The organism is Tetragenococcus koreensis (assembly GCF_003795145.1).
Taxonomy (GTDB): Bacteria; Bacillota; Bacilli; order Lactobacillales; family Enterococcaceae; genus Tetragenococcus; species Tetragenococcus koreensis.
Genome location: NZ_CP027786.1, coordinates 1,919,248 through 1,945,072, shown reverse-complemented (window position 1 = coordinate 1,945,072; position 25,825 = coordinate 1,919,248). Strand labels below are relative to the sequence as shown.

Sequence of the window (25,825 nt, the reverse complement as noted above, 5' to 3'; positions counted from 1 at the left end):
GTAAAAACCAGACAAAAATACCCGAACTATAGTTGATGAAATTGCCAATTGTCGTGAATTTACGACGAGTAATCGCAGGAGTAATCTCTCTATAGTTCGGATATTTTATTATCAAAAAAACTTATGTCACAGCTTCTTCATTCTGTTAGCTTTCTATATTATAACAACATCAATGGGAGAAATGAGTCAAAATTATTACTCTCTCAATAACTAGACTCCATCACTCCTTCGCAGTGGAGTTTTCTTTATCTTTTTTTGCAGGCGCTAATTCTTCCATAACGTTTTCCGCTACATTTTTAGGAACACCCGCTTCTTTTATTTCTTCAATAGTTGCTTGTTGAATGCCTTTTAATGATTTGAATTTTTTCAGCAAATTCTTTTTTCGCTTAGGGCCAAGTCCAGCAATGCCATCTAACTTAGAAGAAAAACTGTTCTTACTGCGTAATTGACGATGGAAAGTAATCGCGAAACGATGCACTTCATCTTGAATGCGTTGCAATAAGAAAAATTCTGTGGAACTACGTTCTAGCATTACCGAATGTAAATCTTCGCCAAATAATAATTCACTTGTCTTATGTTTATCATCTTTGGCTAGTCCTGCAATAGGGATATCAACACCTAGTTGGTTTTCTAATACATCTTTTGCTACGTCTACCTGTCCTTTACCACCATCGATTAAAATTAAGTCAGGGAGTGTGCTTTCTTCTTTTAGCAAACGTGAATAACGACGATAGATTACTTCACGCATAGATGCATAATCGTCTGACCCATCTACTGTTTTGATTTTGTACTTGCGATAATCTTTTTTAGATGGTTTGCCATCAACAAAGGACACCATCGCAGAAACAGGGTTTGTCCCCATTGTGTTCGAGTTATCGAAAGCTTCAATACGAACAGGGGTAGGAATATTTAATGCTTGCCCTAGTTTTTCGACAGCTCCTACCGTCCGTTCTTGCGCTCGTTCGATCAAATCAAATTTCTCTTTTAAACCTACACGAGCATTTTTATTAGCGAGCTCTACTAGTTTTTTCTTTTGTCCACGTTGTGGTTGAATCACCTTTGTATCTAATAATGCTTCTACAGCAGTCTTGTCAATATCGTTTGGAATTAATACTTCTTTTGGAATAAAATGTTCATTTTGTTGATAAAATTGACCAACATAAGTCAAAAAGTCATCGGCTTCTTCTTTATAAAATGGAAAGATCGATACATCACGTTTAATCATCCTACCTTGACGAATAAAGAATGCTTGGACGCACATCCAACCTTTATCCACTGTGTAGCCAAAGACATCTTTATCTTTCAAATCGGTAGAAGTCATTTTTTGTCGTGTCATAATTGTTTCAATAGAATTGATTTGATCGCGCAACTCTGCTGCTTTTTCAAATTCCATATTTTCAGCAGCGTCATCCATTTGTTCTTTCAAACTTTGTTGGACATCTTTATAGCCGCCATTAAAAAAGTGTTTGATTTCTTTAACAATCTTCGTATAGACAGCAGGGTCCACATTAAAAGCGTACGGACATAAACATTGACCTAAATGATAATACAAACAAGGCGTTTTTTGATGAGGTCCGCATTTACGCAAAGGAAAAATACGATCCAGAATTTTCTTTGTTTCATTGGCAGCACCAATATCTGGATAAGGACCAAAATACTCTGCTCCATCTTTTAACACTTTACGGGTAATCAACAAGCGTGGATATTTTTCATTCGTAATTTTGATGAAAGGATAAGTTTTATCGTCTTTCAGCATAATATTATATCTTGGCAGATTTTCTTTGATTAAATTATTTTCCAGTAATAATGCTTCAATGTTTGATTCAGTAACGATGTATTCAAAATCTGCAATTTCACTAACTAAGTGTTCAGTTTTTGTATCATGACCACCAGTAAAATAAGAACGTACACGATTTTTTAAAATTTTTGCTTTGCCGATATAAATGATCGTACCTGTTTTATCTTTCATAATATAACAACCAGGTTGATCAGGCAGTAAGGCTAATTTGTTTTTTATTTGTTGATTCGTTGTCATCACCTTATTTACGTTCATAAAAATAGTTCTCAAACATTGTGCCGGAAACTTCCAAACAGTCATTGAGAACTTATGTTCATTATAGCAAAATTTGTGAAAAATTCAATAATTCTGCCTGTTGGGCTTATCTAATAGCTAGTTTTTACTTTCTGTTAAGCCCAGAACAAATAATTTAAAAAGTGGATTAGACGTTTATTTCATTTGAGTATACAATAAATATAAGTATTCAAGTAATTGGAGGTAATAAAATGGAAGAGTTACGTGTACTAGTACCTAATGGGATGCTAGGTTATGGATTTCCTTTAGAAGATTTTGAGCGTGGAATGAAAAGGCAACCACACGGGATTGTTGTTGATGCTGGCTCGACAGATTCAGGACCGCAAAAATTAGCACTAGGCGAAATGACTTGTCCTGAATCCGCCTACTATAAAGAACTGTCTGTTTTAGTTCCAGCTGCTAAAAAAGCAGGGATCCCTTTAATCGTCAGTTCGGCGGGCGGTGACGGTACGAATCAGCATGTGGATTTATTTATAAAAATCGTGGAACAAATCGCCAATGAACAAGAATTATCGATTAACTTAGCAAAGATCTATAGTGATATTCCTAAAAAACAAATTGATAGCGCTTTGCAAGATGGAAAAATCACGGCGATGCAAAATGTTCCTGAACTAACACAAGAAGAAGTGGACCAAACGACAGTAGTTACGGCACAAATGGGCGCTGAACCGTATTTGACATTATTAAAAGCTGAAAAAAAGCCTGATGTGATTATTGGCGGCAGAACCTATGATCCAGCACCTACAGCTGCTTTAGGAATGTATTATGGTTTTGATTCTGCTTTAGCTTGGCATATGGGAAAAATTATTGAGTGTGGCGCGATTTGTTGTGTGCCCGCCGGTAAAACCGTACTGGGAACTTTGCGTTCTGATCATTTTTTGATTGAGCCAATGAACCTTGACGCCAAAGCGCTGCCGCATACTGTTGCGGCTCATACGATGTATGAAAAAAGCAGCGCCTTCAATTTACCAGGACCTGGCGGAACCTTAAATCTGGAAGAATGTGAGTTTAAAGCGGAAACAGATCGCACCACTCGAATTTCTGGGAGTCGTTTTATAAAAGATGAAAATTACATGGTTAAATTAGAAGGCGCAAAAGTCGTTGGTTATCGTTCGATTACAGTTATGGGCGTGCGTGATCCGATTTTAATTTCGCAAATGGATGAAGCACTCGCCTATGTCAAAGAACAAATGGAAAAAGAATTACCAGAGGAATGCAGCCAATCCCAAATTATTTTTCATCCATATGGGAAGAATGCGACAATGAAAAATTTAGAAAGTTTAACCGATGAAGCGGGCCATGAAATGTGTGTCATCGCAGAAGTAGCTGCACCTACACAAGAAATGGCGCAATTAGTGGTAAATCGTATTCGTACTACCTTACTACATTATGGTTATCCAGGTCGTGTGGCGACTTCTGGCAATATTGGGATGCCCTTTACGCCATTAGAAATCCCATTAGGTAAAGTTTGTCAATTTAATGTGTATCATTTACTAAAAATTGAGGAGCCAGTAGCACAATTTCCAGTGATAATGCAGGAGGTGGGCAAATGATAAAATTACAAGATTATGCGCGGGTAATTCGCAGTAAAAATTCAGGTCCCTTTGAGTTAACATTTGATATTTTATTTGATAACTTAGAGGACTATGAGCATTTTGTGGCCAGTAAAGTCTTAACGAAAGAAAGTTTTGCTAAGTTGTATCAAATAGAGGTAGACGATATTATTACTTTCGAACATGTAAAACCGGCACGAGGCATCAAAATCACAATTCCACGTCCTTGGTCACAAGGATCGGTAGGAGAAAGTGATATGCATGGTTCCCAACAATATGCCAACCTTTTATCGATAGAGGTACCTGAAAAATAGAAAACGTAAAACCCAGACTGGATATCACGATAATATTCAGTCTGTTTTTGTTATTCTTACTGTGCTTTTATGTTAAAATATTAAAATAAAAATAAGGAAGAATAGAAAAAGATGCAGAGGTTAACGCTATATCAACTTTATACCAAAATGTTGCAAAAAATGGGACCACAAGGATGGTGGCCGGCCGATAGTAAGTTTGAAATTATCTTAGGTGCGATTTTGGTGCAAAATACCAATTGGAACAATGTCGAAAAATCTTTGGCTAATATCAAAGCAGAAACAGCTTTTATGCCCGAAAAGATTCATCAGTTGGAAAGAGAGCATTTAATGGAACTGATTCGTCCTAGCGGCTTTTATAAAAATAAAAGTAGGGCAATTTTAGAGACATTTCAGTGGCTTAATGACTACAACTTTGATTTAGAAAAAGTAAAGATTGCGTATAAACGAAAACTGCGTTCACAATTGCTGTCATTACGAGGAATCGGGGAAGAGACGGCGGATGCATTATTACTATACGTTTTTGACGAAAAAGTATTTATTGCAGATAAGTATACGCAAAAGTTATTCGGTTTTCTTGGTGTAGATGGTATTAAAAACTATTCTTCCTTAAAAAAACAAGTACCTGAATTAATAGGTTTTACGCTGCAAGATGCGCAAGAATTCCATGGGTTACTCGATGAATTTGGTAAGATTTATGTAAAGGATGAAGTAACATTTGCGGATAGCTTTTTGGTTGGCTATCAATTAAACTTTAACGAATAGAAAAGATGGGGAGTAGGGTGTATATGAGTGAGGAAAGAAGAACCCTTCATTTAATGGGGACGGTTATCAAATTATGGGTAGAACATGCGCATTCTGTAGAGCTTTTGCCAGAAGCTGAAAAACAATTGATTGATTATGAAAAACGTTTTAGTGCCAACGATGACGCGTCAGAATTGATGGTGATTAATCATCAAGCAGGTGTGGCTCCTGTAAAAGTCGATGATGAGTTATTTGAATTAATTAAATTAGGGAAAAAACACAGTTTGCCGCAGAATAGTTTTTTAAACATTGCGATCGGCCCCTTAATTCAAGCTTGGCACATAGGCTTTGATGATGCTAACCGTCCTTCAGATCAAGCAATTAACATGTTGCTGCAGCGAATTGACCCGAAAAATATTTATATGAATGAAGAAGCTAAAACGGTTTTTTTAACAAAAAGAGGGATGTCATTAGACTTAGGGGCCGTTGCAAAAGGTTACTTTGCAGATAAGTTGTTGACTTACTTTAAAGAAAACAACGTCAATTCTGCGTTAATTGATCTAGGGGGAAATGTTCTAACTTACGGAGATGCACCCAAACATGAAGATGGTTATTGGCGTATTGGTATTCAAAGCCCGTTTTCTCCACGAGGTGAATTGGCAGCAGCGATCAAAGTAAAAGATAAATCGGTCGTTACTTCAGGGATTTATGAACGCACCAATCAATTGAACGGAAAAACATTCCATCATATCTTTGACCAAAAAACCGGCTATCCGCTTGAAACAAATTTGGCTAGTATCACAATCGTTTCTGATAAATCAGTTGACGGTGAAATTTGGACTACGCGCTTGTTTGGAAAAACACCTGAAGAAATTATTGATATTTTAAATCAATCAGAGGATTTAAATGGCTTGGTAATTACGAAAGATGGCCAGCTACGGTATTCAAATTCCTTAGAATCACAAATAATAGTCCAATAAAAGGTACTATACAGTCGAGTGAAGGAATCGAAGTTACATGCTCAGATAAGGGATGAGAACAAGTAGAGAAGCACTTGTCAGTCAAAGGAAACCTCAGATAATATAAAACTTCTTTAAACAAATAAAACTTGTGGTTGTCTTATAAACAAAATCATTGCCAAACTTAGGAAACAGGTTTAGTATAGTTACAGAATAAATCGTGCGCGATTGAATGTTGGAACAAAGGAAGTGTTTAAATGGAAAAAAAATATGATGTAGTCATTATTGGTGCAGGTCCGGCAGGTATGACAGCAGCACTTTACGCCTCAAGAGCAAATCTATCAGTAATGCTACTAGATCGTGGTATTTATGGTGGACAAATGAATAATACCGCAGAAATTGAAAATTATCCGGGATTTAAATCTATTTTAGGCCCCGACCTATCACAAGAAATGTATGGTTCAGCGATCCAATTTGGCGCTGATTTTGGCTATGGTACGGTTAAGTCAGTGACAGACCATGGTGACTATAAAACAATTGAAACAGATGCCGATGATTACGAAACTAAAGCAATCGTTATTGCGACAGGCTCTAATTATCGTGATTTAGGCGTACCTGGTGAAGAAGAATACCGAGGACGTGGCGTTTCTAACTGTGCTGTTTGTGACGGAGCTTTTTTCCGTAACCAACATGTAGTCGTCGTTGGTGGTGGCGATTCCGCAGTAGAAGAAGGGGAATATCTGACTCGCCTGGTTGACAAGGTAACGATTATCCATCGCCGTGATGAATTAAGAGCGCAACAAATCATTCAAGATCGCGCGTTTAAAAATGATAAAATTGATTTTATTTGGGACAGCAATGTTCAAGAAATCGTTGGTGACGGAAACAAAGTAACTGGCGTTAAAGGAATCAATAATAAAACAGGTGAACCTTTTGAAGTGGAAGCAGGAGGAACATTTATTTATGTAGGAATTGAACCTATGAGTGAACCTTTTAGACCCTTAAACATTACAGATGAAGATGGTTGGTTTATTACAAATGAAAATATGGAAACAACAATTCCAGGCATTTTCGCTGTAGGCGATATTCGTAAGAAAGAATTGCGACAAGTGGTTACCGCTACTAATGATGGTGGTATTGCTGGACAAAAAGCCTATCAATATATCACTGAGTTAGAGGCAAAAACCGAAGCAGCCAATGCATAGTAACTTAAGAACAGAAGGTGGTCTTATATGGAAAATACGACAGATACAAGATTAGCTGACCAACTTTGTTTTTCGATTTATAATGCGAATCGGCTTTTTGCCAAATTCTACCAAAAAGCGTTGGAGCCCTATCATTTGACCTATACGCAATATATTGTATTGCTAGCTCTTTGGGAGCAGGATTGTAAAACGTTGAGTGATTTAACTAAAGAGTTGGATTTAGCAAGTAATACATTAACCCCCTTATTAAAACGTTTAGAATCTGCTGGTTGGTTGACTCGTTGTCGAGCAGAAGATGATCAACGGCAGTTGATGGTACAGCTTACCGAAAAGGGAAAAGAACAAAAATCAGCAATCGAAAAACGCCTGGAGAAATGTATGAAAGAACAAGCAGGAATAAATGCTGAACAGTATTATCGTATGCTAGCAGATAATAAAAATTTGATGGATGGCTTGAAAGATTATTTAAAACAACCTACCCAAGAAATGCTTTAATAAACTGCTCTTTGAAAGGGAAGTGACTTGCTATGTCAACGATTTATGATTTTAAAGAAACAGAAATGAGCGGCGAAACGCTTGATTTGAGTGATTATAAAGGTAAAGTTGTCGTAATTGTAAATACTGCCAGTAAATGTGGACTTGCTACACAACTTGAAGCCCTTGAATCTTTATATCAAAAATATAACGAACAAGGCTTTGAAGTTTTGGGATTGCCTTCTAATCAATTTCATCAAGAACTAGATGATGATGAGCAAACCCAAGATTATTGCAAGGTTCATTATGGTGTTAGTTTCCCAATGACCAAACGGGTGAAAGTAAATGGTAATGAAGCCGATCCATTGTTTACCCATCTAAAAGAAGCAGCTGGTCACGGGGTAATTAAGTGGAATTTCACTAAATTTCTAGTGGGGCGCGACGGACAAGTAATCAAACGCTACGCACCGCAAACTAAACCAGAAAAAATGGAAGAAGATATTATTGCGGCGTTGAAAACAGAGTAACAATTTAAAAATGGTGATCATAAATAATGAGGAGGACTTTTATCATGAGTGTAAACGTAACAACGGATCAAACTTTTGAACAAGATACAGCTAACGGTGTGACATTAACCGATTTTTGGGCGACTTGGTGTGGCCCATGTAAAATGCAATCACCAGCAGTTGAACAATTATCTGAAGAATTGGGCGATAAAGTAACTTTTAATAAAATGGATATTGATGAAAACCCAGAAACGCCAAGTCAATTTGGCATTATGAGTATCCCTACTTTATTGATTAAAAAAGACGGCGAAGTCGTTGATACATTAGTAGGCTTTCATCCCAAAGAACAATTAGAACAAGCTTTAGAACCTTATATTGGATAAGGGTAACTACTATTTGAGCACCTAAACAAGCCAAACTTGCTTAGGTGTTTTTTTATATGGTAAGAAGACTAAGCATAATATTTATTTAGCCAAGGCCTTATAGTAATGGGAGTCGTTTTCTTAAGCGGAAAATAGCTTGTTTTCCCATAGATGCCCCCAATAATTTATAGATTGGAGGGACATTGAGAAAGATGCCCCCAATAATTCATCGATTGGAGGCACATCAAGGAAGATGCCCCCAATAATTTATAGATTGGAGGGACATCGAGGAAGATGCCCCCAATAATTCATCGATTGGAGGCACATCAAGGAAGATACCCCCAATAGTTTATAGATTGGAGGGACATCATTTAATGTTCCACCAATAGTGTTATTAGTTAAAGCTAGTCTGCTTTTTTCAAACATAGAGAGCCAATTTTCACTTTTATTTATATCAAACATAAAAGGTGAAACGTTTGTTGACAAATACTGGCTGTGTTAGATTGGTAATGGAAGGTTTAATTTGAAGGAAGTATCTATTTATACATTATAAAAATGGAGGAGATATACTATGCGAAGTACACAGTTATCTATGGACACTTTAGATCGAGCTCAAGAACGCTTTATTGATACACTTAATCAAATGGATATGACACAAGCCAACACCATGCCTAAGCCGATTATTAAGTCAGTCACTTGGCTTATATGGCATACTGCGCGAATGCTTGATTTACAAATTTCAGAACTTAATGGAAGCGCCCCATTATGGACGAGTGAGGGATGGAATGATAAATTTTCATTAGACTTGCCTGATGACACACAAGATTATAAGCACACGCCCGAGGAAGCGGCCAAAGTCGTTGTATCTGATAAACAGTTATTAGTTAACTATTTAGATGCTGCTGTTAAGCTTACAAAAACTTATTTAGGACAAGTAGAAGATGACGAACTGGAGGAGATTATAGATGAAAGCTGGACGCCTGCGGTTACGCGTCAAGCTCGAATAGTCTCTAGTATTGATGACGCTGCTATGCATTCAGGACAAGCAGTTTATACAAGAAGATTAGTTATTGGTAAGTAATTGTAATACAAACGACAACGAAAGTGCTGAAGGTTTCAATACTGATAGTAATGTTGAACGATCATTTATAACTTAAGGATTACATTTAGTATTGGGATTTTGCGATTAAGAGAAATAAACTATTGGTTTTTTGCCAATAGTTTATTTTTTAGAACGAAAAAAAGAAAGTTGAACACTTCAATCATAATATTTTACAGCGTTGAAAGAAAAGCTTGTATATATAAAAAGAGGATTTATGCTCATACGCTGAACATAAACCCTCTCTTTTTTCTACTCTATATTAGCTCATCAGAGCTTATTTCAAATCTTTCCATTGCCAATCTTGCACTTCACTGATATCTTCGCCATTTTCACGAATATAATCATGATGGAATTGCAATGTTTTATCCATTTCCTTGGCAAAGTCGTCTGCTTTTTTACCATAAACTGTGGCAGCAGCATCTTTAGCTATGTGGAAACGATCCAATTCATTAAGCACACGCATATCAAATGGAGTTGTAATATCGCCATTTTCTTGATAGCTGTGAATACTTAAGTTTCGATTATGACGTGTAAAGAAAATATCACGAATCAATCCTTCAAAGCCATGGAAAGCAAACACGATCGGTTTGTCTGTCGTAAACAACTCATCGAATTCTTCATCGCTCAACCCACGAGGATCTACATCAGGGTGACGCAGTTTCAAAAGATCAACAACATTGATAAAGCGAATTTTTACTTCTGGAAATTGTTCATGCAATATCGATATAGCAGCTAGAGCTTCTAAGTTTGGCTCTGAACCAGCAGCTGCAAATACAATGTCAGGTTTGCCATCGTCATCATTACTTGCCCAATCAATTTTCTTCACGCCGCGAGTAACAAGTTCTTGCGCTTCTTCAGCGGAATAAAATTGTGGTCTTGGATGCTTACTTGAAGTAATTAAATTGATAACTTCTTCTTCTTTCAAAGATTTATCCATAACAGCCATCAATGTGTTTGCATCAGCGGGGAAATATTCCCGAATATATTCTGGTTTTTTCTCAGCTAAGTGAGTAATGACGCCTGGATCTTGATGGGTATAGCCGTTATGATCTTGTTGAAAGACAGTTGACGATGAAATCACATTCAAAGATGGGTAGTTTTTACGCCAACTTTTTTCGCTTGCTTTTCTTATCCATTTGAAGTGTTGTGTCAACATTGAATCAACAATACGCAAGAATGCTTCATAACTAGCAAAGAAACCATGTCTACCTGTTAAAACATATCCTTCTAAAAATCCTTCAGCTTGATGTTCGGATAATTGTCCATCAATGACCCGTCCTACTGCAGATTGCCATTCATCTGATAACTCTCTAGGTTCAACCCATTGACGATTTGTAACCTTGAACATATTATTCAAACGATTGGATTTTGTTTCATCTGGACCGAAAGCCCGGAAATTAGTAGGATTATTTTCGATAATATCTGCTATAAAGCTGCCAAGAATGGTCATGTCTTGTGCAGTAGTTGCACCATGTTTTGTGGTATCTACTGCATGTTTACGCCAGTCAGGCATATTCAATGGTTTCGGATCAAGACCACCATTTGTGATAGGGTTGACTGACATCCGTTGATCGCCCTTAGGTGAAAGTTCTTTAATCGAATCAATAACTGTCCCATTTTCATCAAATAATTCTTCAGGACGATAAGACTTCAACCATTTTTCTAAGTCTTTTGCATATTCCATGTGGTCAGCATCCACAGGAATAGGTACTTGATGGGCACGGAATGTTCCAGCGATTTGTTCATTATCCCATTTTTCGGGACCTTCCCAACCTTTTGGCGCACGGAAAATGATCATTGGCCAATGAGGCATGGCTACATCTTCAGCTGATTTTTTACGAGCTTCTTGTTGAATGGATTGGATCTCGTTAATAACAGCATCTAAAGTTTTTGCCATTAATGGGTGCATTTTTTCAGGATCTTTTCCTTCAACAATGTAAGGCTTCCAGCCCATTCCTTCAAAATATTTCTTCAAACTTTCATCACTTTTACGAGCTAAAATCGTTGGATTAGCAATCTTAGCGCCATTTAAATTTAGAATAGGTAAAATAGCACCATCGTTTACTGGATTAATGAAGTTGTTGGACATCCAGCTAGCAGCCAATGGTCCTGTTTCTGCTTCGCCATCTCCAATAACGGTTGCTGCAATAACATCTGGGTTATCTAAAACCGCGCCAGCAGCATGTGACATGGAGTAACCTAATTCGCCGCCTTCATGGATTGAACCAGGTGTTTCAGGTGCAGCATGTGAGCCGATTCCACCAGGGAAAGAGAACATCTTGAATAATTTTTTCAATCCAGCTTCATCTTGCGTTATTTCTGGATAAATTTCCGAATAACTACCATCGATATAAGAATTAGAGACCATCACTTGGCCACCATGTCCTGGTCCTTCAATGTAAAACATATTTAAGCCGAATTTATTAATGACACGATTCAAATGAGCATAAATGAAGTTTTGCCCGGAAATTGTTCCCCAGTGTCCAATAGGATGAACCTTTATGTCTTCTTTTTCAATTGGTCGACGTAACAAAGGGTTGTCTTTTAAGAAAATCTGTGCAACAGAGATATAGTTCGCTGCGCGCCACCATGCATTCATTCTTTCTAAATATTCTTTTGAATCAATATTTACTGACATATGAATACTCCTTTTTAGTATTTTTTACTTAAATACTTCCATAACAAGTATAACGCGTATTGATTGAAGTGTAAAGTTTCATGGAAATTCCTTATATATAAAGAAGAAAAGCTTAAACATTGAGCAGATTTTTAGGTAGCATAGTGAAATTTTATCTTTTCGTCCAAACGAGAGCCTGATTTAAAAGAGGGAGCCATTGCAACGCATGAGTTATTTTTCTATTATCCATGTTATAAGTAAGTACGTAAAAAATCTTAAAAAATTTTTTCTACATGGAAATTAAGTGAATAACTTTAATAACGAGCGTTTTCATGTGAAATGATCACTGTATTCAAGTCATGGTGCTCTTTTCTTGTGAAAAGTCAGGCAAATAACGAAATAAATTAAAAATTAGTTGTACAACGGTTAAATGATTTGTTTGCAATGAAATGGGTTCTGTTTTAAAATAAAAGTAGATGTTTTCACATCTGAAATTTTAATAAATGGAGGGAATTACATGAAAGTTATCGTTGTTGGCTCTTCCCACGGTGGATACGAAGCAGTCCGCGAATTGTTAATGGACGAACCAGATACAGAAATACAATGGTATGAAAAGGGTGATTTTATTTCATTCTTATCTTGCGGAATGCAATTATACCTTGAAGGCTATGTCAAAAATGTTAATGATGTCAGCTATGCTTCTGAGGAAGAAATGCAGGCAAAAGGTGTTTCTGTTTTTGTTGAACAAGAAATTACTGCAATTAACCCAGACAAACATACTGTCCATGTAGTTAACCATCGTGACGGTTCAGAACGCGATGAAACTTATGATAAATTAATTCTAAGCTCTGGTGCCGTTCCTGCAACTCTACCAGTTGAAGGAAACGACCTGAAAAATATATATGCAATGCGTGGCCGCGACTGGGCAATCAAATTAAAACAAAAAACAGTCGATCCAGATGTGCATAACGTCGTTATTGTCGGTTCTGGATATATTGGTATTGAAGCAGCAGAAGCTTTTGCAAATGCTGGAATGCACGTAACAGTAATCGACGTTTTACCAAGAATGTTAGATACGTACTTGGATAAAGAGTTCACTGATATTTTAACAGAAGAAATGGAAAAAAATAATATCACAGCGGCTCCTAGCCAAAACATCCAACGCTTTGAAGGAAAAGATGGCAAAGTCGAAAAAGTGGTAACTGATCAAGCAACTTATGATGCAGATTTAGTGGTTGTCGCTGCTGGAATTAAACCAAATACACAATGGTTAGATGGTACATTAGAACTAACCACTGGTGGCTTAATTAAAATTGACGACTACCTGCAAACAAGTGCACCAGATGTTTATGCTGTCGGCGATGCAACCTTAGTGAAATTCGCTCCAACAGATGGTACAGAAGCTCGTATTGCTTTAGCAACAAATGCAAGACGTCAAGGACGTTTTGCTGCTAAAAACGCGTTGGGCCATCAAAAAGCTGCTCCAAGTGTTTCAGGTTCAAGTGCGCTTGCGTTATTTGATTACAACTTTGCTTCAACCGGAATTAAAGAAGGGACTGCTAGCAATTATGGGGTAGATACTATGTCTACACTTGTAACAGATAGCTATCGCCCACCATTTGTACCGGAAAAACATGGAAATGCCAAAGTTTATTTCAAATTAACTTATGATCCAGATACAACCAGAATTTTAGGAGCCCAAATTATGTCTAAAGAAGACGTTACCCAAAATATGAACGTCATTTCTTTAGCTATTCAAGAAAAGCTAACATTAGAAGATCTTGCATATGCAGACTTCTTCTTCCAACCAGATTTCGATCGACCTTGGAGTATTCTCAACGTAGGCGCGCAACAAGCTTTACGTGATGTAAAAAATCGCTAATAGATGATTCAAAACCAGCGGATATAGATTCGCTGGTTTTTTTATCGTCATCTGCCTATTTTAGGCGTTTCAAAAAATTGTAACGTTTTTTTAGCTATGATATGATTAGGCATATAAAGTGTTTTCTTTGTATTGTAAGAAACAAGCTTTAACGAATTAGTCATTGAATAAAAAGTGTTCATTTGAATTGGTTAAGCAAAGTCCCAAAGTCAACTCAAAAGCAGAGGAGAGAATAGTATGAAAACAAGTCTTTTATTACTTTCTCATAGTAAAGAAATTACGGATGGGATTAAAAAGATGATTGAACAAATGCAAACTTCAAGTGAAGTGTCGATCTACTCGTTAGGCGGGACTGCAGATAATGAGATTGGCTCAGATCCAACTAAAATCGTTGATGCTGTCAATGAGGCTGCTGAAGAAGATACTTTCTTAGTGTTTGCCGATATTGGCAGTGCCATACTCAATGCGGAAATGGCTCAAGATATGTTAGAAGAAGAGCAACAAAACCGCTACTATCTTGTAGATGCGCCGTTAGTCGAAGGAGCTTTTGCAGCAGCAATTACTGCTGGCACGTCAAACGACCTTGAACAAGTTATGTCAGAAGCCAAAAAAGCTGGAAAAAAAGACTGGGACTCATAAACAATAATAAAAATGGAGGATGCACGATGAAAAAAATTATTAATAAAACAGACGATATTATTGAAGAGATGCTGAGAGGTTTAGTGGCGAGTTACCCTCATCTTGTTCACCGGGTTGAAGATTCCCGAGTGGTTGCTAAAAATCAAGAGAAAAAGCAAGTGGCTTTAGTTTCAGGAGGCGGCAGTGGTCATGAACCTTCTCACGCTGGTTTTGTGGGCGACGGGATGTTAAGCGCCGCTGTAGCTGGGGATGTTTTTACCTCACCTACGCCAGACCAAATTCAAATTGCGATGAAAGAAGCCGACCAAGGGGAAGGCGTACTACTGATTGTCAAAAATTATACGGGCGATAATTTGAACTTTGAAATGGCACAAGAAATGGCTGAGATGGAAGATATCCACTCAGAAATCGTTGTGGTTGATGACGATATCGCTGTTGAAGACAGTGAGTTTACTGCCGGTAAACGCGGCGTTGCGGGAACCGTCCTCGTGCATAAAATTTTAGGCGATGCGGCGCGTGCCGGCGCTTCGTTAGATGAATTAAAAAAGCGCGGAGATGATGTAGTTAAAAAAATCAAAACCATTGGGTTAGCTTTGCGTGCTGCGACCGTACCGGAAGTGGGCAAGCCTGGGTTTGAATTGGCGGAAGATGAAATTGAATATGGGGTCGGCATCCATGGGGAAGCGGGCTACCGCCGTGAAAAAATTCAACCTTCTAAAGAACTAGCCAAAGAATTAACCACGAAAATTTTAGCGGATTATGAAGAACAGCCGAAAAAAGTGGGCGTGTTGGTCAATGGCATGGGTGGCACGCCTTTAATGGAACAATTTATTTTTATGAACGATGTCTTAAACTTACTAAAAGAGCAAAACATCGCTGTTACTTTTCATAAAGTCGGCAATTATATGACTTCGCTTGATATGGAAGGGGTCTCATTGACTTTGATTGATTTGGCAGATGAAACCTTAAAAGAAGCGCTAGAAAGCGAAGTAACGACGATTTCTTGGTAAACGAGGAGGAACTTTTTATGCAATTAACGGTCAAAGAGGTACAAAACTGGTTTGAAAAATTTACCGATAAGATAAAAGAGAATAAAGGTTATTTGAGCGATTTAGACACCCCAATTGGCGATGGCGACCATGGCAATAACATGGCGCGTGGAGTCGCTGCTTATGAAGCATCCTTTGAACAAAAACAACCCGAAACCATCAGTGAGACTTTCCAAGTGTTTTCGATGGCAATGATTTCCAAAGTGGGGGGCGCTTCGGGTCCTTTGTACGGGTCAGCACTGATGAACATGGTCAAAGAAACCAAAGGAATCGACACGATTGACGCTTATGAACAGTTAGGGGAAATCGTGGCGCAAGGCTTAGCAGGGATCAAAAAAAGAGGGAAGACTGAATTTGAAGATAAAACGATGGTGGATGTCTGGGAACCCGTTACACAAGCTTTAAAAGCAGGAAGCCTCGATAAAGATCAGATTGAAAAAGCCAAAGAGCATACCAAAGGATTGATCGCTAAAAAAGGACGGGCTTCGTATTTAGGCGAACGTTCCAAAGGTCATATTGACCCGGGAGCCGCTTCAAGTGCCTTGTTTTTTGATGCATTAGTAGAAGTCATTCAATAAAAATTTAAAAAATTGCGGGATCTTATTTAGGATCCCGCATTTTTTTATTGACAAATTATAAATGAAAGCGCTATACTTATATTGTGGTTATAACCAGTTGAAAGGACAGAAAACAATGGTACATTCATCCAATGGTAAAACGTTGTATTATCAACTTGTTGATATATTAAAGAAACAAATCGAAAGTAATATGATTCCTCATGAAAAACTTCCTTCTGAAAGAGAATTGGAAAAGAAGTATGGGATCAGCCGGATTACCGTACGCCTTGCCTTGCAAGAATTAGAGACAGAAGGCTACATTTATCGTCAGCATGGAAAGGGAACATTCGTATCTGATCTAAGTAAATCCGCCGCTGATCTAGCAGGCGCCTATAGCTTCACAGAACAGATGAAAAAATTAGGTAGAAATCCTGAAACTATTGTTTTATCATTCAAACAAATTGAAGCAACGAAAAAAGTTGCTCGTGCTTTGAATGTCCCCTTAGGAGAGTCTATCTTTGAATTAAAGCGCTTACGTTCGGCTGATAAAGAACCGTTAATGGTTGAAACGTCTTTTTTACCAGTTAAGCCATTTCTTTCCCTGACGAAAGAACAAATGGAAAATAAACCTTTGTATGACATATTCTCAGAAGATTTTGGTCAAAAGATTCGCTTAGCTGATGAAGAATTCTATGCCAGCATAGCATCAAACGAAGACGCAGAAATATTAAAGGTTGCCATTGGCGCACCTGTGTTGCATTTAGTGCGTACCACTTACAATATGAAAAATGAGGTGATCGAATACACATTAAGTGTTGCTAGAGCTGACCAGTTTCATTATAAAATTCGTCATGTTCGTAATGATTAAAGTAGTAGGAGGAAAAATAATGTTTTCATTAACTGAAGAAGAATTAACTAAAATGGGTGCAGAAATTACTGCTCGTGAAATTAAACAACAACCTGAACTTTGGGAAGAAACGCTGGAAATTCATCAAGCAGCCAAAAATGAGATGAAAGAATTTTTGGAAAAAGTAAAAGAAAGCGCCCATGGTCGTAGAGTACGTGTCGTGTTTACAGGCGCTGGTACTTCGCAATATGTCGGCGATACGATCGTTCCTTATCTAAATGCTAATGGCGATAGCAGTTCCTATATTTTCCAAAGTATAGGCACCACAGACCTTGTCGCACGTCCTACGGAATATCTTTTTGAGGATGAACCCACACTTTTAGTTTCTTTTGCCAGAAGCGGCAATAGTCCAGAAAGTATTGCAGCGGTTGATGTAGCAAACACGGTCGTTAAAAATGTCCATCATTTAACCATCACTTGTGCCTCAGATGGTACATTAGCTAAAAGAAGTGAAAAGGAATCAAATAATTTTATGTTGTTAACACCCAAACGAGCAAATGATGATGGTTTTGCGATGACAGGCAGTTTTTCTTGTATGGCCTTGAGTGCCTTGTTGATTTTTGATACGAGGGCTATGGAACAAAAAACAAATGACGTCCACACACTTAGTGATATGGGACAAGAAGTCATTCAACGCGAAGCAGAAATTCAAGCCATTGTAGATCGTGACTTTGAGCGGATTGTTTATCTAGGGTCAGGTAGTCTTTCCGGTTTGACACGAGAGGCACAATTGAAGATTTTAGAACTAACGGCTGGAAAAATTGCGACCGTATTTGATTCTTCCATGGGATTTCGCCACGGACCTAAATCCTTTGTTAATGAAAGAACTTTGGTTTTTGACTTTGTCAATAATGATCCATACACCCGAGATTATGATTTAGATATTTTAGAAGAAGTTAAAGACGATGAAATCGCCTCCGGAGTATTTGCCATTGGTCAAGCAGGAAAACGTAATTTTTCTGGCGATCAATTTACTTTTTCTGAAAAAACGAAATTACTGCCTGATGGATATTTGGCTTTAGCTGATATTATGGTCGCACAAACAATCGCTATTTTAACTTCGCTTAAGATAAAAAATACACCCGATACGCCATCGCCAAGCGGAACTGTTAACCGTGTTGTAAAAGGTGTAACTATTCATGAATATAAAAAGTAAAGGGAAGAGAGGGGAATCAATCGATGCTGAAACTGTCCAAAGCAAAGAAAGAAAAAATGGATAAATTATCTACCTCTGATGGGATCATCAACGCACTAGCGATTGATCAGCGTGGTGCTTTAAAGAAAATGATTAATGCGCTTGATGGTGAACCTAAAGGAAAAACGATCGAAGAATTTAAAGCACTAGTATCACAAGAATTAACTTCCTATACTTCAGCAATTTTGTTGGATCCTGAATATGGCTTAAAAGCAGCAAATGTGCGCGATGACCAAGCTGGTTTGCTGCTGGCATATGAAAAAAGCGGCTATGATACGACTCAATTAGGACGCCTACCAGATCTATTAGAAGATTGGTCAGCCTTACGTCTAAAAGCTGAAGGTGCCGATGCAGTGAAATTTTTGCTTTATTATGATATAGACGAAGATCCGCATATTAATCATCTGAAGCATGTTTTTATTGAACGCTTAGGTAGTGAATGTGCTGCTGAAGAAATTCCATTTTATTTAGAATTACTTTCTTATGATGCACAAAATGCAGATACAAATTCAAAAGAATTTGCTAAAGTTAAACCGCATAAAGTCATTGAAATGATGAAAGAATTTTCAAAACCACAATATAAAGCAGACGTGTTGAAAGTTGAAATTCCGGTAAATATGAAATTTGTTGCAGGTTATACGGATGAGGAGGCAATTTATACCAAAGAGGAAGCAAAAGCTTATTTTAAAGCACAAAGCCAAATAACTGACCTGCCGTTTATTTTCTTAAGCGCTGGGGTATCAACTGAAATGTTTCAAGAATCACTTGTTTTAGCCAAAGAAGCGGGATCTACGTTTAATGGTGTTCTTTGTGGACGAGCAACCTGGAAAAATGGTGTGGCTCCTTTTATTGAAAAGGGTGAAAAGGAAGCTTTGGATTGGTTAAGAACCCAAGGAAAAGAAAACATTGAGACATTGAATCAAGTATTGAAACAAACAGCTAGTTCTTGGCATGATAAAGTGGAAGTGGAATAAGTCAATGAAGCTTATATCATTACATGTTTAAGGGGTTTCAATTATTGCTTGTTTTTATGCCATAATTGAAACCGCTATCAAAGGAGGGAAAGACTATATTCGAAATCAAAGAAGATTTTTTATTGGATAACAAACCTTTTAAGATATTATCTGGTGCGATTCATTATTTTCGTATTCATCCAGATGATTGGTACCATTCCTTATATAATTTGAAAGCGCTTGGATTTAATACGGTTGAGACTTACGTTCCGTGGAATATGCATGAACCGACGAAAGGAAACTTTTGTTTTGACGGAATCCTTGATTTAGAAAGGTTTTTAAAAATCGCTCAAGAAATGGGATTATATGCGATTGTTCGTCCATCACCATATATATGTGCAGAATGGGAATTTGGTGGCTTGCCGGCTTGGTTATTAAATGAAAATTGTCAAATTCGAACGAGTGATCCAGATTACCTAATTCATGTGGATGCCTACTACGATGTATTAATGGCCAAACTTTCCCCTTATCAATTATCGCAAGGCGGAAATATCTTAATGATGCAAGTAGAAAATGAATATGGTTCATTCGGAGAAGAAAAAGAATACTTGCGTACGATGGTTAAATTGATGCGGCAAAAGGGAATCGATCTTCCTTTCTTTACTTCGGATGGTCCTTGGCGGGCGACCTTAAGAGCAGGAAGTATGATCGAAGACGATATTCTTACAACGGGTAATTTTGGATCTAAAGCCAAAGAAAACTTTACCTCAATGCAAGCATTTTTTGATGAGTATGATAAAAAGTGGCCGTTAATGTGTATGGAGTTTTGGGATGGCTGGTTTAACCGTTGGCAAGAACCCATTGTGGAGCGTGAACCAGAGGAATTGGCTGAAGCGATCCACGAAGTACTTGAATTAGGTAGTATTAATTTATATATGTTCCATGGTGGAACCAACTTTGGTTTTATGAATGGCTGTTCCGCGCGAAGACAAACCGACCTTCCCCAGATTACATCCTATGACTATGGTGCGCCTTTAAATGAAGAAGGAAATCCAACGGAAAAATATTACGCGATTTCTCGGATGCTGCATCACTATTATCCAGAAATTCAGCAAAAAGAGCCGTTGGTCAAAGAAAGTATGACGATGAAAGGTATTCCTTTAACAGCAAAAGTTTCTCTTTTTGCCACAATCGATGCGATCAGTCGACCTGTTTCATCCGTCTACCCAAAAACAATGGAAGAACTTGGACAAAACACAGGATATCTATTGTATCGAACGATAATCTCTAAAGATGCTGACAAAGAAAAGATTCGAATGATTGACGGTAGGGATCGTGCGCAGCTTTTTGTCGATTATGAATGGGTGGCAACGCAGAATCAAAATGAAATTGGAGAAGATATCTTTATTTGGCAAAAAGAGGAGGGGTCGCAACTTGATTTGTTAATGGAAAATATGGGACGTGTAAACTATGGTCCCAAATTACTTGCAGACACACAGAGAAAAGGGTTACGTCAAGGAGTGATGGCAGACTTACATTTTGTTACCAATTGGCAGCAGTTTTGTTTGCCGTTTGAAACGAGTCAAACAATTGATTTTACAGGGAAATGGGAGGAAGGAGTGCCAAGTTTTTATCAGTTTGACACAGAGATTGAAGATCCTAGAGATTGTTTTATCGATCTAAGTGGTTTTGGAAAAGGCATAGTTTTCGTTAATGATGTAAATATAGGGCGCTTTTGGGAAGTTGGACCGACACTTTCGTTATATATACCCAAAGGATATTTAAATCCAGGCAATAATAAAATCGTTATTTTTGAAACGGAAGGGCGTTATCAGCCAAAGATCAATTTGCTAGCAGTACCTGTATTTAAAACGATGAAAGAAGGGTAAAAAAACAATGATTATCGCAGCAAGAATCGACGGACGGCTTGTTCATGGACAAGTAGCTAATTTATGGACCACAAAATTAAATATTACACGCATTATGGTAGTAGATGATGAAGTAGCAACGAATGATGTCGAAAAAAGCGGATTGAAAATGGCCACACCAACTGGCGTGAAGTTAAGTGTTTTGCCAATTGAAAAAGCCATAAATAACATTTTAGCTGGTAAATATGATTCACAGCGATTATTGATTATCGCAAAACGACCTGAATATTTTGTAACACTAACGGAAAAAGGGGTTCCTATTGAAGAAATCAATATCGGTAATATGTCACAAAACGATGAAACGCGCTCAATAACACGTTCGATTAATGTAACAGATGATGATGTTGAAAACTTTAAATTATTAAATGAAAAAGGGGTTCATTTGATTTCCCAAATGGTACCCAATGACAAAGCTGAAGACTTTATGAGTCTTTTGAAAGCATAGGGGGAGGGAAAATCATGACAATTACATGGTGGCAGATTCTTTTATTAACATTGTATGCAGGTTATCAAATTTGGGATGAGTTACACATTTACTCTTCAGCAAGTTCCCCTGTTTTTGCAGGGATGATCAGTGGTTTGATCATGGGAGATTTAACCACAGGTCTGGTGATCGGCGGCTCGCTGCAACTGACGATTTTAGGCGTAGGAACATTTGGAGGAGCGACACGTATCGATGCCAACACAGGAACGATTATGGCGACGGCTTTTTCTGTTTCTTTGGGAATGAATCCACAACAAGCCATTTCAGCAATTGGCGTCCCGGTAGCTAGTTTGTTAGTCCAACTAGATATTTTGGCGCGTTTTGCCAATACTTTTTTTGCACATCGTATAGATAAAAAGATTGAAGAATTTGATTACAAAGGGATCGAACGTAATTTCTTACTAGGCATTGCGCCCTGGACGCTGTCTCGGATGGTCCCCGTATTTTTAGCTTTAACTTTTGGCGGTGGTCTGGTTCAAAGTGTGGTTGGTGTCTTAAATAATGAACTGCAATGGTTAGGAGATGGATTGGAAGTTGCTGGTGCTGTTTTACCAGCTGTTGGTTTTGCTATTTTACTACGTTATTTACCAGTCAAAAAACACTTACCCTATCTTATACTAGGTTTCACCATAACTGCTTTATTAACTGTAGTATTTAGCGACATTCAATTGTTAGGAGAAAATGTAGCTGAAGTCGTAGAAAACTTTGAAGGAACATTCAATGCTTTACCTATGCTGGCGATTACCTTGATTGGTCTTGCCTTAGCTACAATTAGTTATAAGAATGGGCAAAATGGCAAAGGTACACCACAGCAAACCACAGCAAACACTCAAGAGGAGTCAACAGAGGGGGAAATTGAAGATGACGAACTCTAATTATAAGTTAACAAAAAAAGATTTTAATCAAATCAACCGTAGAAGTTTGTTGACCTTTCAAGCAGGCTGGAACTATGAGCGTATGCAAGGGACTGGGTATTTATATCTGATCTTACCACAATTACGTAAAATTTATGGTGATGATACGCCCGAATTAAAAGAAATGATGAAAGTTCATACCCAATTCTTTAATACATCCAATTTCTTTAATACTATTATCACAGGTATTGATTTAGCCGTTGAAGAAGAACAAGGAATTGATGGAAAAGAAACAGTAAATGGACTAAAAGTTGGTTTGATGGGCTCTTTTGCGGCCATAGGCGACTCTATCTTCGCGGCATTGATACCAGCAATTTTTGGGGCTTTAGCTGCAAATATGGCAACCAACGGAAGCGCAGTAGGTGTTTTGATTTGGATAGTAGCGCAAGTTTTAGTGATGATTTTTCGTTGGAAGCAACTAGAAATTGCTCATCGACAAGGGGTTTCTTTAATAACGGACATGCAAGATCAACTGGCTGCTTTAACCGATGCTGCAACCTTGCTAGGGGTATTCATGGTAGGGGCCTTAGTTGCGACTATGATTAATGTCAATATTGCTGCAGCACCAAGTATCGGCGGTGTACCGCTGGATTTGCAAAATAGTTTAGATATGATTATGCCAAAACTGATACCAGCAGCAATTGTTGGTGGGGTTTACTGGCTATTAGGAAAGAAAAATATGACTTCAACGAAAGCGATCTTTATTGTTTTAATCGTGAGTGTTGCCTTGTCAGCATTGGGCATTATTGGAAATTAGGTAGAAGGAGTTGAATGAGTACGATGGCAAAGCAGTTAGTTTTGATCAGTCATGGTCGACTTTGTGAGGAACTGAAGAAAAGCACGGAAATGATTATGGGTCCGCAGAAAAATATTTATACCGTCGCTCTTTTACCTGAAGAAGATCCAGAACAATATAAAGAAAAATTCGAAAAAGTAATCAGTCAATTAGATGATTTTGTCGTATTGTGTGATTTAATGGGCGGAACTCCCTGTAACGTTGTCGCGAAAATGATTATGACAGGAGCTAATATTAATCTATACTCAGGAATGAATATGCCAATGGTTATCGATTTTATCAATAGTGAAATGGTTGGTAAAGACTTGGACTTAGTCAATGCGGCAAGGAGTAATGTTACCTGGGTGAATGCAGTAATAGCCGCAGACGATGACGAGGAGTGATCGTAAAGGTTCGTTTTTATATCTGCTAAAAGCTATATAATTCAAACGTTGAAAGAGCAAGCGCTAATGCTTGCTCTTTCAACGTTTTTTTAATAAAAGGGGAAAACAGAGTAAAACAAGTCAAAACGAACTGCCTGGTTCAGTCAAAAACGTGTTTTCCTCTGTGAATCAATTTCATAATTCATTGCCTTGTTAAACCCTTGATATGACAATACGTTCAAAAAACACAAAAAAGGAACCTCCCCATATGGTACACTTAGGTTGTCCTAGACAGACAAGTACTCCAGGAGGGATTCCTTATGTCTATTATACAACAACCAACCTTATTTGACATCGATTATTTAGAAAAATTAGATATTCAGGAGAAGTATAAAGAAATTTTCTCCCCAATCGATTGGACAAAAGTGTTAGATTTATTTCAAAAAGATACGAAAGTCGGACCGTCTATTACCGTCAATTATGAAGCGGTCCTCCGTTCCTTAATGGCACGTATTGATCAGAAAATTCCTACACAAAAAGCCTTGATTCAACGTTTGAAAAGTGATTTACGTTTGAAACTAAGCGTCGGTTTTCTTTATTCTGAACCCATTCCTTCAGAAGCCACCTATTCGCGAGTGATGGCGATCTTGGCAAACCATCTTTCTGTTTTGGAAAGGGTAAACCAGCAATTACTCCAACTCATTCATGAAGAGTTGGACATTTTTACAGAGAATGTGGCGATTGATGTGACTTCGATCGAAGCACGGACAAAGCCTGTAAAAACAGATAATCCAAAGCTCCCATCGACTGAAGCACAACGAAGCATGACCACAGAAGCCATTCTTGAGACCCTCCCTTCTTATGCTTCATGGGGCGTGAAGAAAAATAGTCAAGACAAGAATTATTTTTGGTTTGGCTATAAAGGGACACTCGCTGTTTCTACGAAAAGCCAATATATTTTAAACATGCATATCGCTTCTGCTTTTGCTTCAGATGTTATTTTAGCGATTCCCACCATTCGCAAGGTGGCAGAAGCGTTAAGAATGGAAAAAGAGGCCCCTTATCTCTCTTTAGATAAAGGCTATGACGCCAAAGAAATCTATCAGGAATGTCACGCCTTAGATATCGAACCCATCATTCCATTAAAACGAATAGCGAAAAACGATGGCGAAGTAGACGCTCACTACGCACCGACCTGTCTGTTTGAATATGGTTATAAATATGACAGTTATGATAAAAGATATGGGGCGTTGAAATATGCTCGACCCGAAAAATATTGTAGAGATTGTCCACTACAGCACGAAGGGCTTTGCCAAAAAGTCATCAAAGTCAAACAAATGAATGACCCAAGAAAGTATAATCATCCAGCTCGAGGAACGCGTGCCTGGAAATTGAAATACAATGAACGAAGCAGTGTCGAACGTGTTAATGGGTATTTAAAAGAAAATTACCAGCTAGACAATACCCGTTTTTATCAACCCAGTCATGCGATTGCTTTTTATCACTTGATCCAACTCACTTATAATGCGCGAAACTTTGCCAATCAGCGTGTCGCTAAGATAACAATGGAAAAGAAATAGTCATAGAATTTCGAAAAAATTGTCCATTTCGAAATTGGATGAGTGTTTGCTTTTCTGAAAAAGTGAATTATGAAATTGGTTCCTGTAGTTGATACTCTCCCAAGAATGGCATTTCGATGGGGATACCGCCCAAAACGATCAATAATTTTTTTATGTTGTTTTTCGTAATCTAAGTATTTTTCAAGACCCGGTTGAGCAAATAACTGTAAGGAAATTTGATGGATTTTTTTTGACTCGGAGTGCATAAAAGGCATTAATAAAAAGCCAAGTTCTTCGGGAGTTAGGCCATGAGTCTGCTCAGTTTTTAATGCTTCTTGTGCCAGAATCAGTGCCGCAGAATCAAAGGCAAAGGATTCTGGTTTGCCTCGGTAGATATTGCGAGAAAATTGGTCGAGTATAATAATTTCTGCTAAGCGACCCTGGATTGTAGTGCGCCAGTTGTCGAGCTCTCCTCGGGTGGCTTGCAGATGCAATCCTTTAAATCGCTCAGTGATCAGTTGGTCAACTTCGCTGCCGCCATTGAATAATTGTTCTGGTGAAAGTTCATGGAACCAAAAATATAAAACTGTCTCTGGTGTCTGCATAGAATTCTCCTTTGAAGTTCATTTTTTTATTTACTTTCTTCTAATAATAACCGATATCCAATGCTCTTTA

At 37.9% G+C, this 25,825-nt stretch carries 25 protein-coding genes; 22 read left to right on the top strand and 3 right to left on the bottom strand.

The window, feature by feature from the left end; translation table 11 throughout:
* Positions 1–220: 220 nt before the first annotated feature.
* Positions 221–2,053, bottom strand: a complete 1,833-nt coding sequence (gene uvrC / locus C7K43_RS09370) for an excinuclease ABC subunit UvrC (RefSeq protein ID WP_276527751.1) — start codon at positions 2,051–2,053, stop codon at positions 221–223.
* A gap of 230 nt (positions 2,054–2,283) precedes the next feature.
* Between uvrC and C7K43_RS09365 the strand changes: the two genes are divergently transcribed.
* From C7K43_RS09365 to C7K43_RS09325, 9 genes are all read left to right on the top strand, one after another.
* A complete protein-coding gene (locus tag C7K43_RS09365; protein WP_124006597.1) occupies positions 2,284–3,645 on the top strand; it encodes an acyclic terpene utilization AtuA family protein in 1,362 nt (453 codons plus the stop codon).
* Entirely contained in the window at positions 3,642–3,959 is a 318-nt protein-coding gene (locus C7K43_RS09360; protein ID WP_124006596.1) for a DUF4387 domain-containing protein, read from the top strand. The genes C7K43_RS09365 and C7K43_RS09360 overlap by 4 nt, the downstream gene beginning before the upstream one ends.
* Positions 3,960–4,070: 111 nt before the next feature.
* Positions 4,071–4,721, top strand: a complete 651-nt coding sequence (locus tag C7K43_RS09355; protein WP_124006595.1) for an endonuclease III domain-containing protein — start codon at positions 4,071–4,073, stop codon at positions 4,719–4,721.
* 23 nt (positions 4,722–4,744) lie between these two features.
* The gene (locus C7K43_RS09350) at positions 4,745–5,680 is read left to right on the top strand and encodes an FAD:protein FMN transferase (protein ID WP_124006594.1); all 936 of its coding nucleotides are present in this window, start codon (positions 4,745–4,747) and stop codon (positions 5,678–5,680) included.
* Positions 5,681–5,916: 236 nt separating this feature from the next.
* On the top strand, positions 5,917–6,864 hold the full coding sequence (gene trxB / locus C7K43_RS09345; protein ID WP_124006593.1) for a thioredoxin-disulfide reductase: 948 nt from the start codon (positions 5,917–5,919) through the stop codon (positions 6,862–6,864).
* Positions 6,865–6,891: 27 nt separating this feature from the next.
* A complete protein-coding gene (locus C7K43_RS09340) occupies positions 6,892–7,359 on the top strand; it encodes a MarR family winged helix-turn-helix transcriptional regulator (RefSeq protein WP_124006592.1) in 468 nt (155 codons plus the stop codon).
* A 32-nt stretch (positions 7,360–7,391) separates the two neighbouring features.
* Complete coding sequence (locus tag C7K43_RS09335; protein ID WP_124006591.1) at positions 7,392–7,865, top strand: glutathione peroxidase; 474 nt, start codon at positions 7,392–7,394, stop codon at positions 7,863–7,865.
* Between the two features lie 44 nt (positions 7,866–7,909).
* On the top strand, positions 7,910–8,227 hold the full coding sequence (trxA, locus tag C7K43_RS09330; protein ID WP_124006590.1) for a thioredoxin: 318 nt from the start codon (positions 7,910–7,912) through the stop codon (positions 8,225–8,227).
* Between the two features lie 550 nt (positions 8,228–8,777).
* Positions 8,778–9,287 carry a DinB family protein gene (locus C7K43_RS09325; RefSeq protein ID WP_124006589.1) on the top strand — a complete coding sequence of 170 codons (510 nt, stop codon included), beginning with the start codon at positions 8,778–8,780 and terminating at the stop codon, positions 9,285–9,287.
* A 295-nt stretch (positions 9,288–9,582) separates the two neighbouring features.
* Here the strand turns inward: C7K43_RS09325 and C7K43_RS09320 are convergent, their stop codons facing one another.
* Positions 9,583–11,946: a phosphoketolase family protein gene (locus tag C7K43_RS09320; protein ID WP_124006588.1), complete on the bottom strand. Its 2,364-nt coding sequence runs from the start codon at positions 11,944–11,946 to the stop codon at positions 9,583–9,585.
* 496 nt (positions 11,947–12,442) lie between these two features.
* Between C7K43_RS09320 and C7K43_RS09315 the strand changes: the two genes are divergently transcribed.
* The 13 genes from C7K43_RS09315 (at position 12,443) to C7K43_RS09255 (ending at position 25,171) form a co-directional block, all read left to right on the top strand.
* Positions 12,443–13,807 (top strand): FAD-dependent oxidoreductase, encoded by a 1,365-nt coding sequence (locus C7K43_RS09315; protein WP_124006587.1) that lies wholly within the window; start codon positions 12,443–12,445, stop codon positions 13,805–13,807.
* Between the two features lie 237 nt (positions 13,808–14,044).
* Complete coding sequence (gene dhaM, locus C7K43_RS09310) at positions 14,045–14,446, top strand: dihydroxyacetone kinase phosphoryl donor subunit DhaM (protein WP_124006586.1); 402 nt, start codon at positions 14,045–14,047, stop codon at positions 14,444–14,446.
* Between the two features lie 26 nt (positions 14,447–14,472).
* Positions 14,473–15,456, top strand: a complete 984-nt coding sequence (dhaK, locus tag C7K43_RS09305; protein ID WP_124006585.1) for a dihydroxyacetone kinase subunit DhaK — start codon at positions 14,473–14,475, stop codon at positions 15,454–15,456.
* Positions 15,457–15,473: 17 nt separating this feature from the next.
* Positions 15,474–16,073, top strand: coding sequence for a dihydroxyacetone kinase subunit DhaL (dhaL, locus tag C7K43_RS09300; protein ID WP_124006584.1), 600 nt, complete (start codon positions 15,474–15,476; stop codon positions 16,071–16,073).
* Positions 16,074–16,188: 115 nt separating this feature from the next.
* On the top strand, positions 16,189–16,920 hold the full coding sequence (locus C7K43_RS09295; protein WP_124006583.1) for a GntR family transcriptional regulator: 732 nt from the start codon (positions 16,189–16,191) through the stop codon (positions 16,918–16,920).
* Positions 16,921–16,939: 19 nt separating this feature from the next.
* Positions 16,940–18,115 (top strand): SIS domain-containing protein, encoded by a 1,176-nt coding sequence (locus C7K43_RS09290; protein ID WP_124006582.1) that lies wholly within the window; start codon positions 16,940–16,942, stop codon positions 18,113–18,115.
* A 23-nt stretch (positions 18,116–18,138) separates the two neighbouring features.
* Complete coding sequence (gene lacD, locus C7K43_RS09285; RefSeq protein ID WP_124006581.1) at positions 18,139–19,128, top strand: tagatose-bisphosphate aldolase; 990 nt, start codon at positions 18,139–18,141, stop codon at positions 19,126–19,128.
* 65 nt (positions 19,129–19,193) lie between these two features.
* Positions 19,194–20,996: a glycoside hydrolase family 35 protein gene (locus C7K43_RS09280; protein ID WP_124006580.1), complete on the top strand. Its 1,803-nt coding sequence runs from the start codon at positions 19,194–19,196 to the stop codon at positions 20,994–20,996.
* A gap of 7 nt (positions 20,997–21,003) precedes the next feature.
* On the top strand, positions 21,004–21,480 hold the full coding sequence (locus C7K43_RS09275; protein ID WP_124006579.1) for a PTS sugar transporter subunit IIB: 477 nt from the start codon (positions 21,004–21,006) through the stop codon (positions 21,478–21,480).
* A gap of 14 nt (positions 21,481–21,494) precedes the next feature.
* Positions 21,495–22,394, top strand: coding sequence for a PTS mannose/fructose/sorbose/N-acetylgalactosamine transporter subunit IIC (locus tag C7K43_RS09270; protein WP_124006578.1), 900 nt, complete (start codon positions 21,495–21,497; stop codon positions 22,392–22,394).
* The gene (locus C7K43_RS09265) at positions 22,381–23,190 is read left to right on the top strand and encodes a PTS system mannose/fructose/sorbose family transporter subunit IID (protein ID WP_124006577.1); all 810 of its coding nucleotides are present in this window, start codon (positions 22,381–22,383) and stop codon (positions 23,188–23,190) included. The genes C7K43_RS09270 and C7K43_RS09265 overlap by 14 nt, the downstream gene beginning before the upstream one ends.
* A gap of 23 nt (positions 23,191–23,213) precedes the next feature.
* Complete coding sequence (locus C7K43_RS09260) at positions 23,214–23,612, top strand: PTS sugar transporter subunit IIA (protein ID WP_124007273.1); 399 nt, start codon at positions 23,214–23,216, stop codon at positions 23,610–23,612.
* Positions 23,613–23,911: 299 nt separating this feature from the next.
* Positions 23,912–25,171, top strand: coding sequence for a transposase (locus C7K43_RS09255; protein ID WP_124006576.1), 1,260 nt, complete (start codon positions 23,912–23,914; stop codon positions 25,169–25,171).
* Here the strand turns inward: C7K43_RS09255 and C7K43_RS09250 are convergent.
* The gene (locus C7K43_RS09250; RefSeq protein ID WP_124006575.1) at positions 25,135–25,755 is read right to left on the bottom strand and encodes a DUF924 family protein; all 621 of its coding nucleotides are present in this window, start codon (positions 25,753–25,755) and stop codon (positions 25,135–25,137) included. The two genes, C7K43_RS09255 and C7K43_RS09250, sit on opposite strands and share 37 nt — an antisense overlap.
* Positions 25,756–25,825 lie beyond the last annotated feature (70 nt).

Excerpts from the sequence above, each read along its gene's own strand:
- C7K43_RS09325 (WP_124006589.1), top strand. The coding sequence starts at position 8,778 with ATGCGAAGTACACAGTTATCTATGGACACTTTAGATCGAGCTCAAGAA.
- C7K43_RS09255 (WP_124006576.1), top strand. The coding sequence starts at position 23,912 with ATGTCTATTATACAACAACCAACCTTATTTGACATCGATTATTTAGAA.
- uvrC (WP_276527751.1), bottom strand. The coding sequence starts at position 2,053 with ATGAACGTAAATAAGGTGATGACAACGAATCAACAAATAAAAAACAAA.
- dhaL (WP_124006584.1), top strand. The coding sequence starts at position 15,474 with ATGCAATTAACGGTCAAAGAGGTACAAAACTGGTTTGAAAAATTTACC.
- C7K43_RS09335 (WP_124006591.1), top strand. The coding sequence starts at position 7,392 with ATGTCAACGATTTATGATTTTAAAGAAACAGAAATGAGCGGCGAAACG.
- dhaM (WP_124006586.1), top strand. The coding sequence starts at position 14,045 with ATGAAAACAAGTCTTTTATTACTTTCTCATAGTAAAGAAATTACGGAT.
- lacD (WP_124006581.1), top strand. The coding sequence starts at position 18,139 with ATGCTGAAACTGTCCAAAGCAAAGAAAGAAAAAATGGATAAATTATCT.
- dhaK (WP_124006585.1), top strand. The coding sequence starts at position 14,473 with ATGAAAAAAATTATTAATAAAACAGACGATATTATTGAAGAGATGCTG.
- C7K43_RS09290 (WP_124006582.1), top strand. The coding sequence starts at position 16,940 with ATGTTTTCATTAACTGAAGAAGAATTAACTAAAATGGGTGCAGAAATT.
- trxA (WP_124006590.1), top strand. The coding sequence starts at position 7,910 with ATGAGTGTAAACGTAACAACGGATCAAACTTTTGAACAAGATACAGCT.
- C7K43_RS09270 (WP_124006578.1), top strand. The coding sequence starts at position 21,495 with ATGACAATTACATGGTGGCAGATTCTTTTATTAACATTGTATGCAGGT.
- C7K43_RS09360 (WP_124006596.1), top strand. The coding sequence starts at position 3,642 with ATGATAAAATTACAAGATTATGCGCGGGTAATTCGCAGTAAAAATTCA.
- C7K43_RS09295 (WP_124006583.1), top strand. The coding sequence starts at position 16,189 with ATGGTACATTCATCCAATGGTAAAACGTTGTATTATCAACTTGTTGAT.
- C7K43_RS09315 (WP_124006587.1), top strand. The coding sequence starts at position 12,443 with ATGAAAGTTATCGTTGTTGGCTCTTCCCACGGTGGATACGAAGCAGTC.
- C7K43_RS09265 (WP_124006577.1), top strand. The coding sequence starts at position 22,381 with ATGACGAACTCTAATTATAAGTTAACAAAAAAAGATTTTAATCAAATC.
- C7K43_RS09320 (WP_124006588.1), bottom strand. The coding sequence starts at position 11,946 with ATGTCAGTAAATATTGATTCAAAAGAATATTTAGAAAGAATGAATGCA.
- C7K43_RS09340 (WP_124006592.1), top strand. The coding sequence starts at position 6,892 with ATGGAAAATACGACAGATACAAGATTAGCTGACCAACTTTGTTTTTCG.
- C7K43_RS09250 (WP_124006575.1), bottom strand. The coding sequence starts at position 25,755 with ATGCAGACACCAGAGACAGTTTTATATTTTTGGTTCCATGAACTTTCA.
- C7K43_RS09275 (WP_124006579.1), top strand. The coding sequence starts at position 21,004 with ATGATTATCGCAGCAAGAATCGACGGACGGCTTGTTCATGGACAAGTA.
- trxB (WP_124006593.1), top strand. The coding sequence starts at position 5,917 with ATGGAAAAAAAATATGATGTAGTCATTATTGGTGCAGGTCCGGCAGGT.
- C7K43_RS09355 (WP_124006595.1), top strand. The coding sequence starts at position 4,071 with ATGCAGAGGTTAACGCTATATCAACTTTATACCAAAATGTTGCAAAAA.
- C7K43_RS09260 (WP_124007273.1), top strand. The coding sequence starts at position 23,214 with ATGGCAAAGCAGTTAGTTTTGATCAGTCATGGTCGACTTTGTGAGGAA.
- C7K43_RS09350 (WP_124006594.1), top strand. The coding sequence starts at position 4,745 with ATGAGTGAGGAAAGAAGAACCCTTCATTTAATGGGGACGGTTATCAAA.
- C7K43_RS09365 (WP_124006597.1), top strand. The coding sequence starts at position 2,284 with ATGGAAGAGTTACGTGTACTAGTACCTAATGGGATGCTAGGTTATGGA.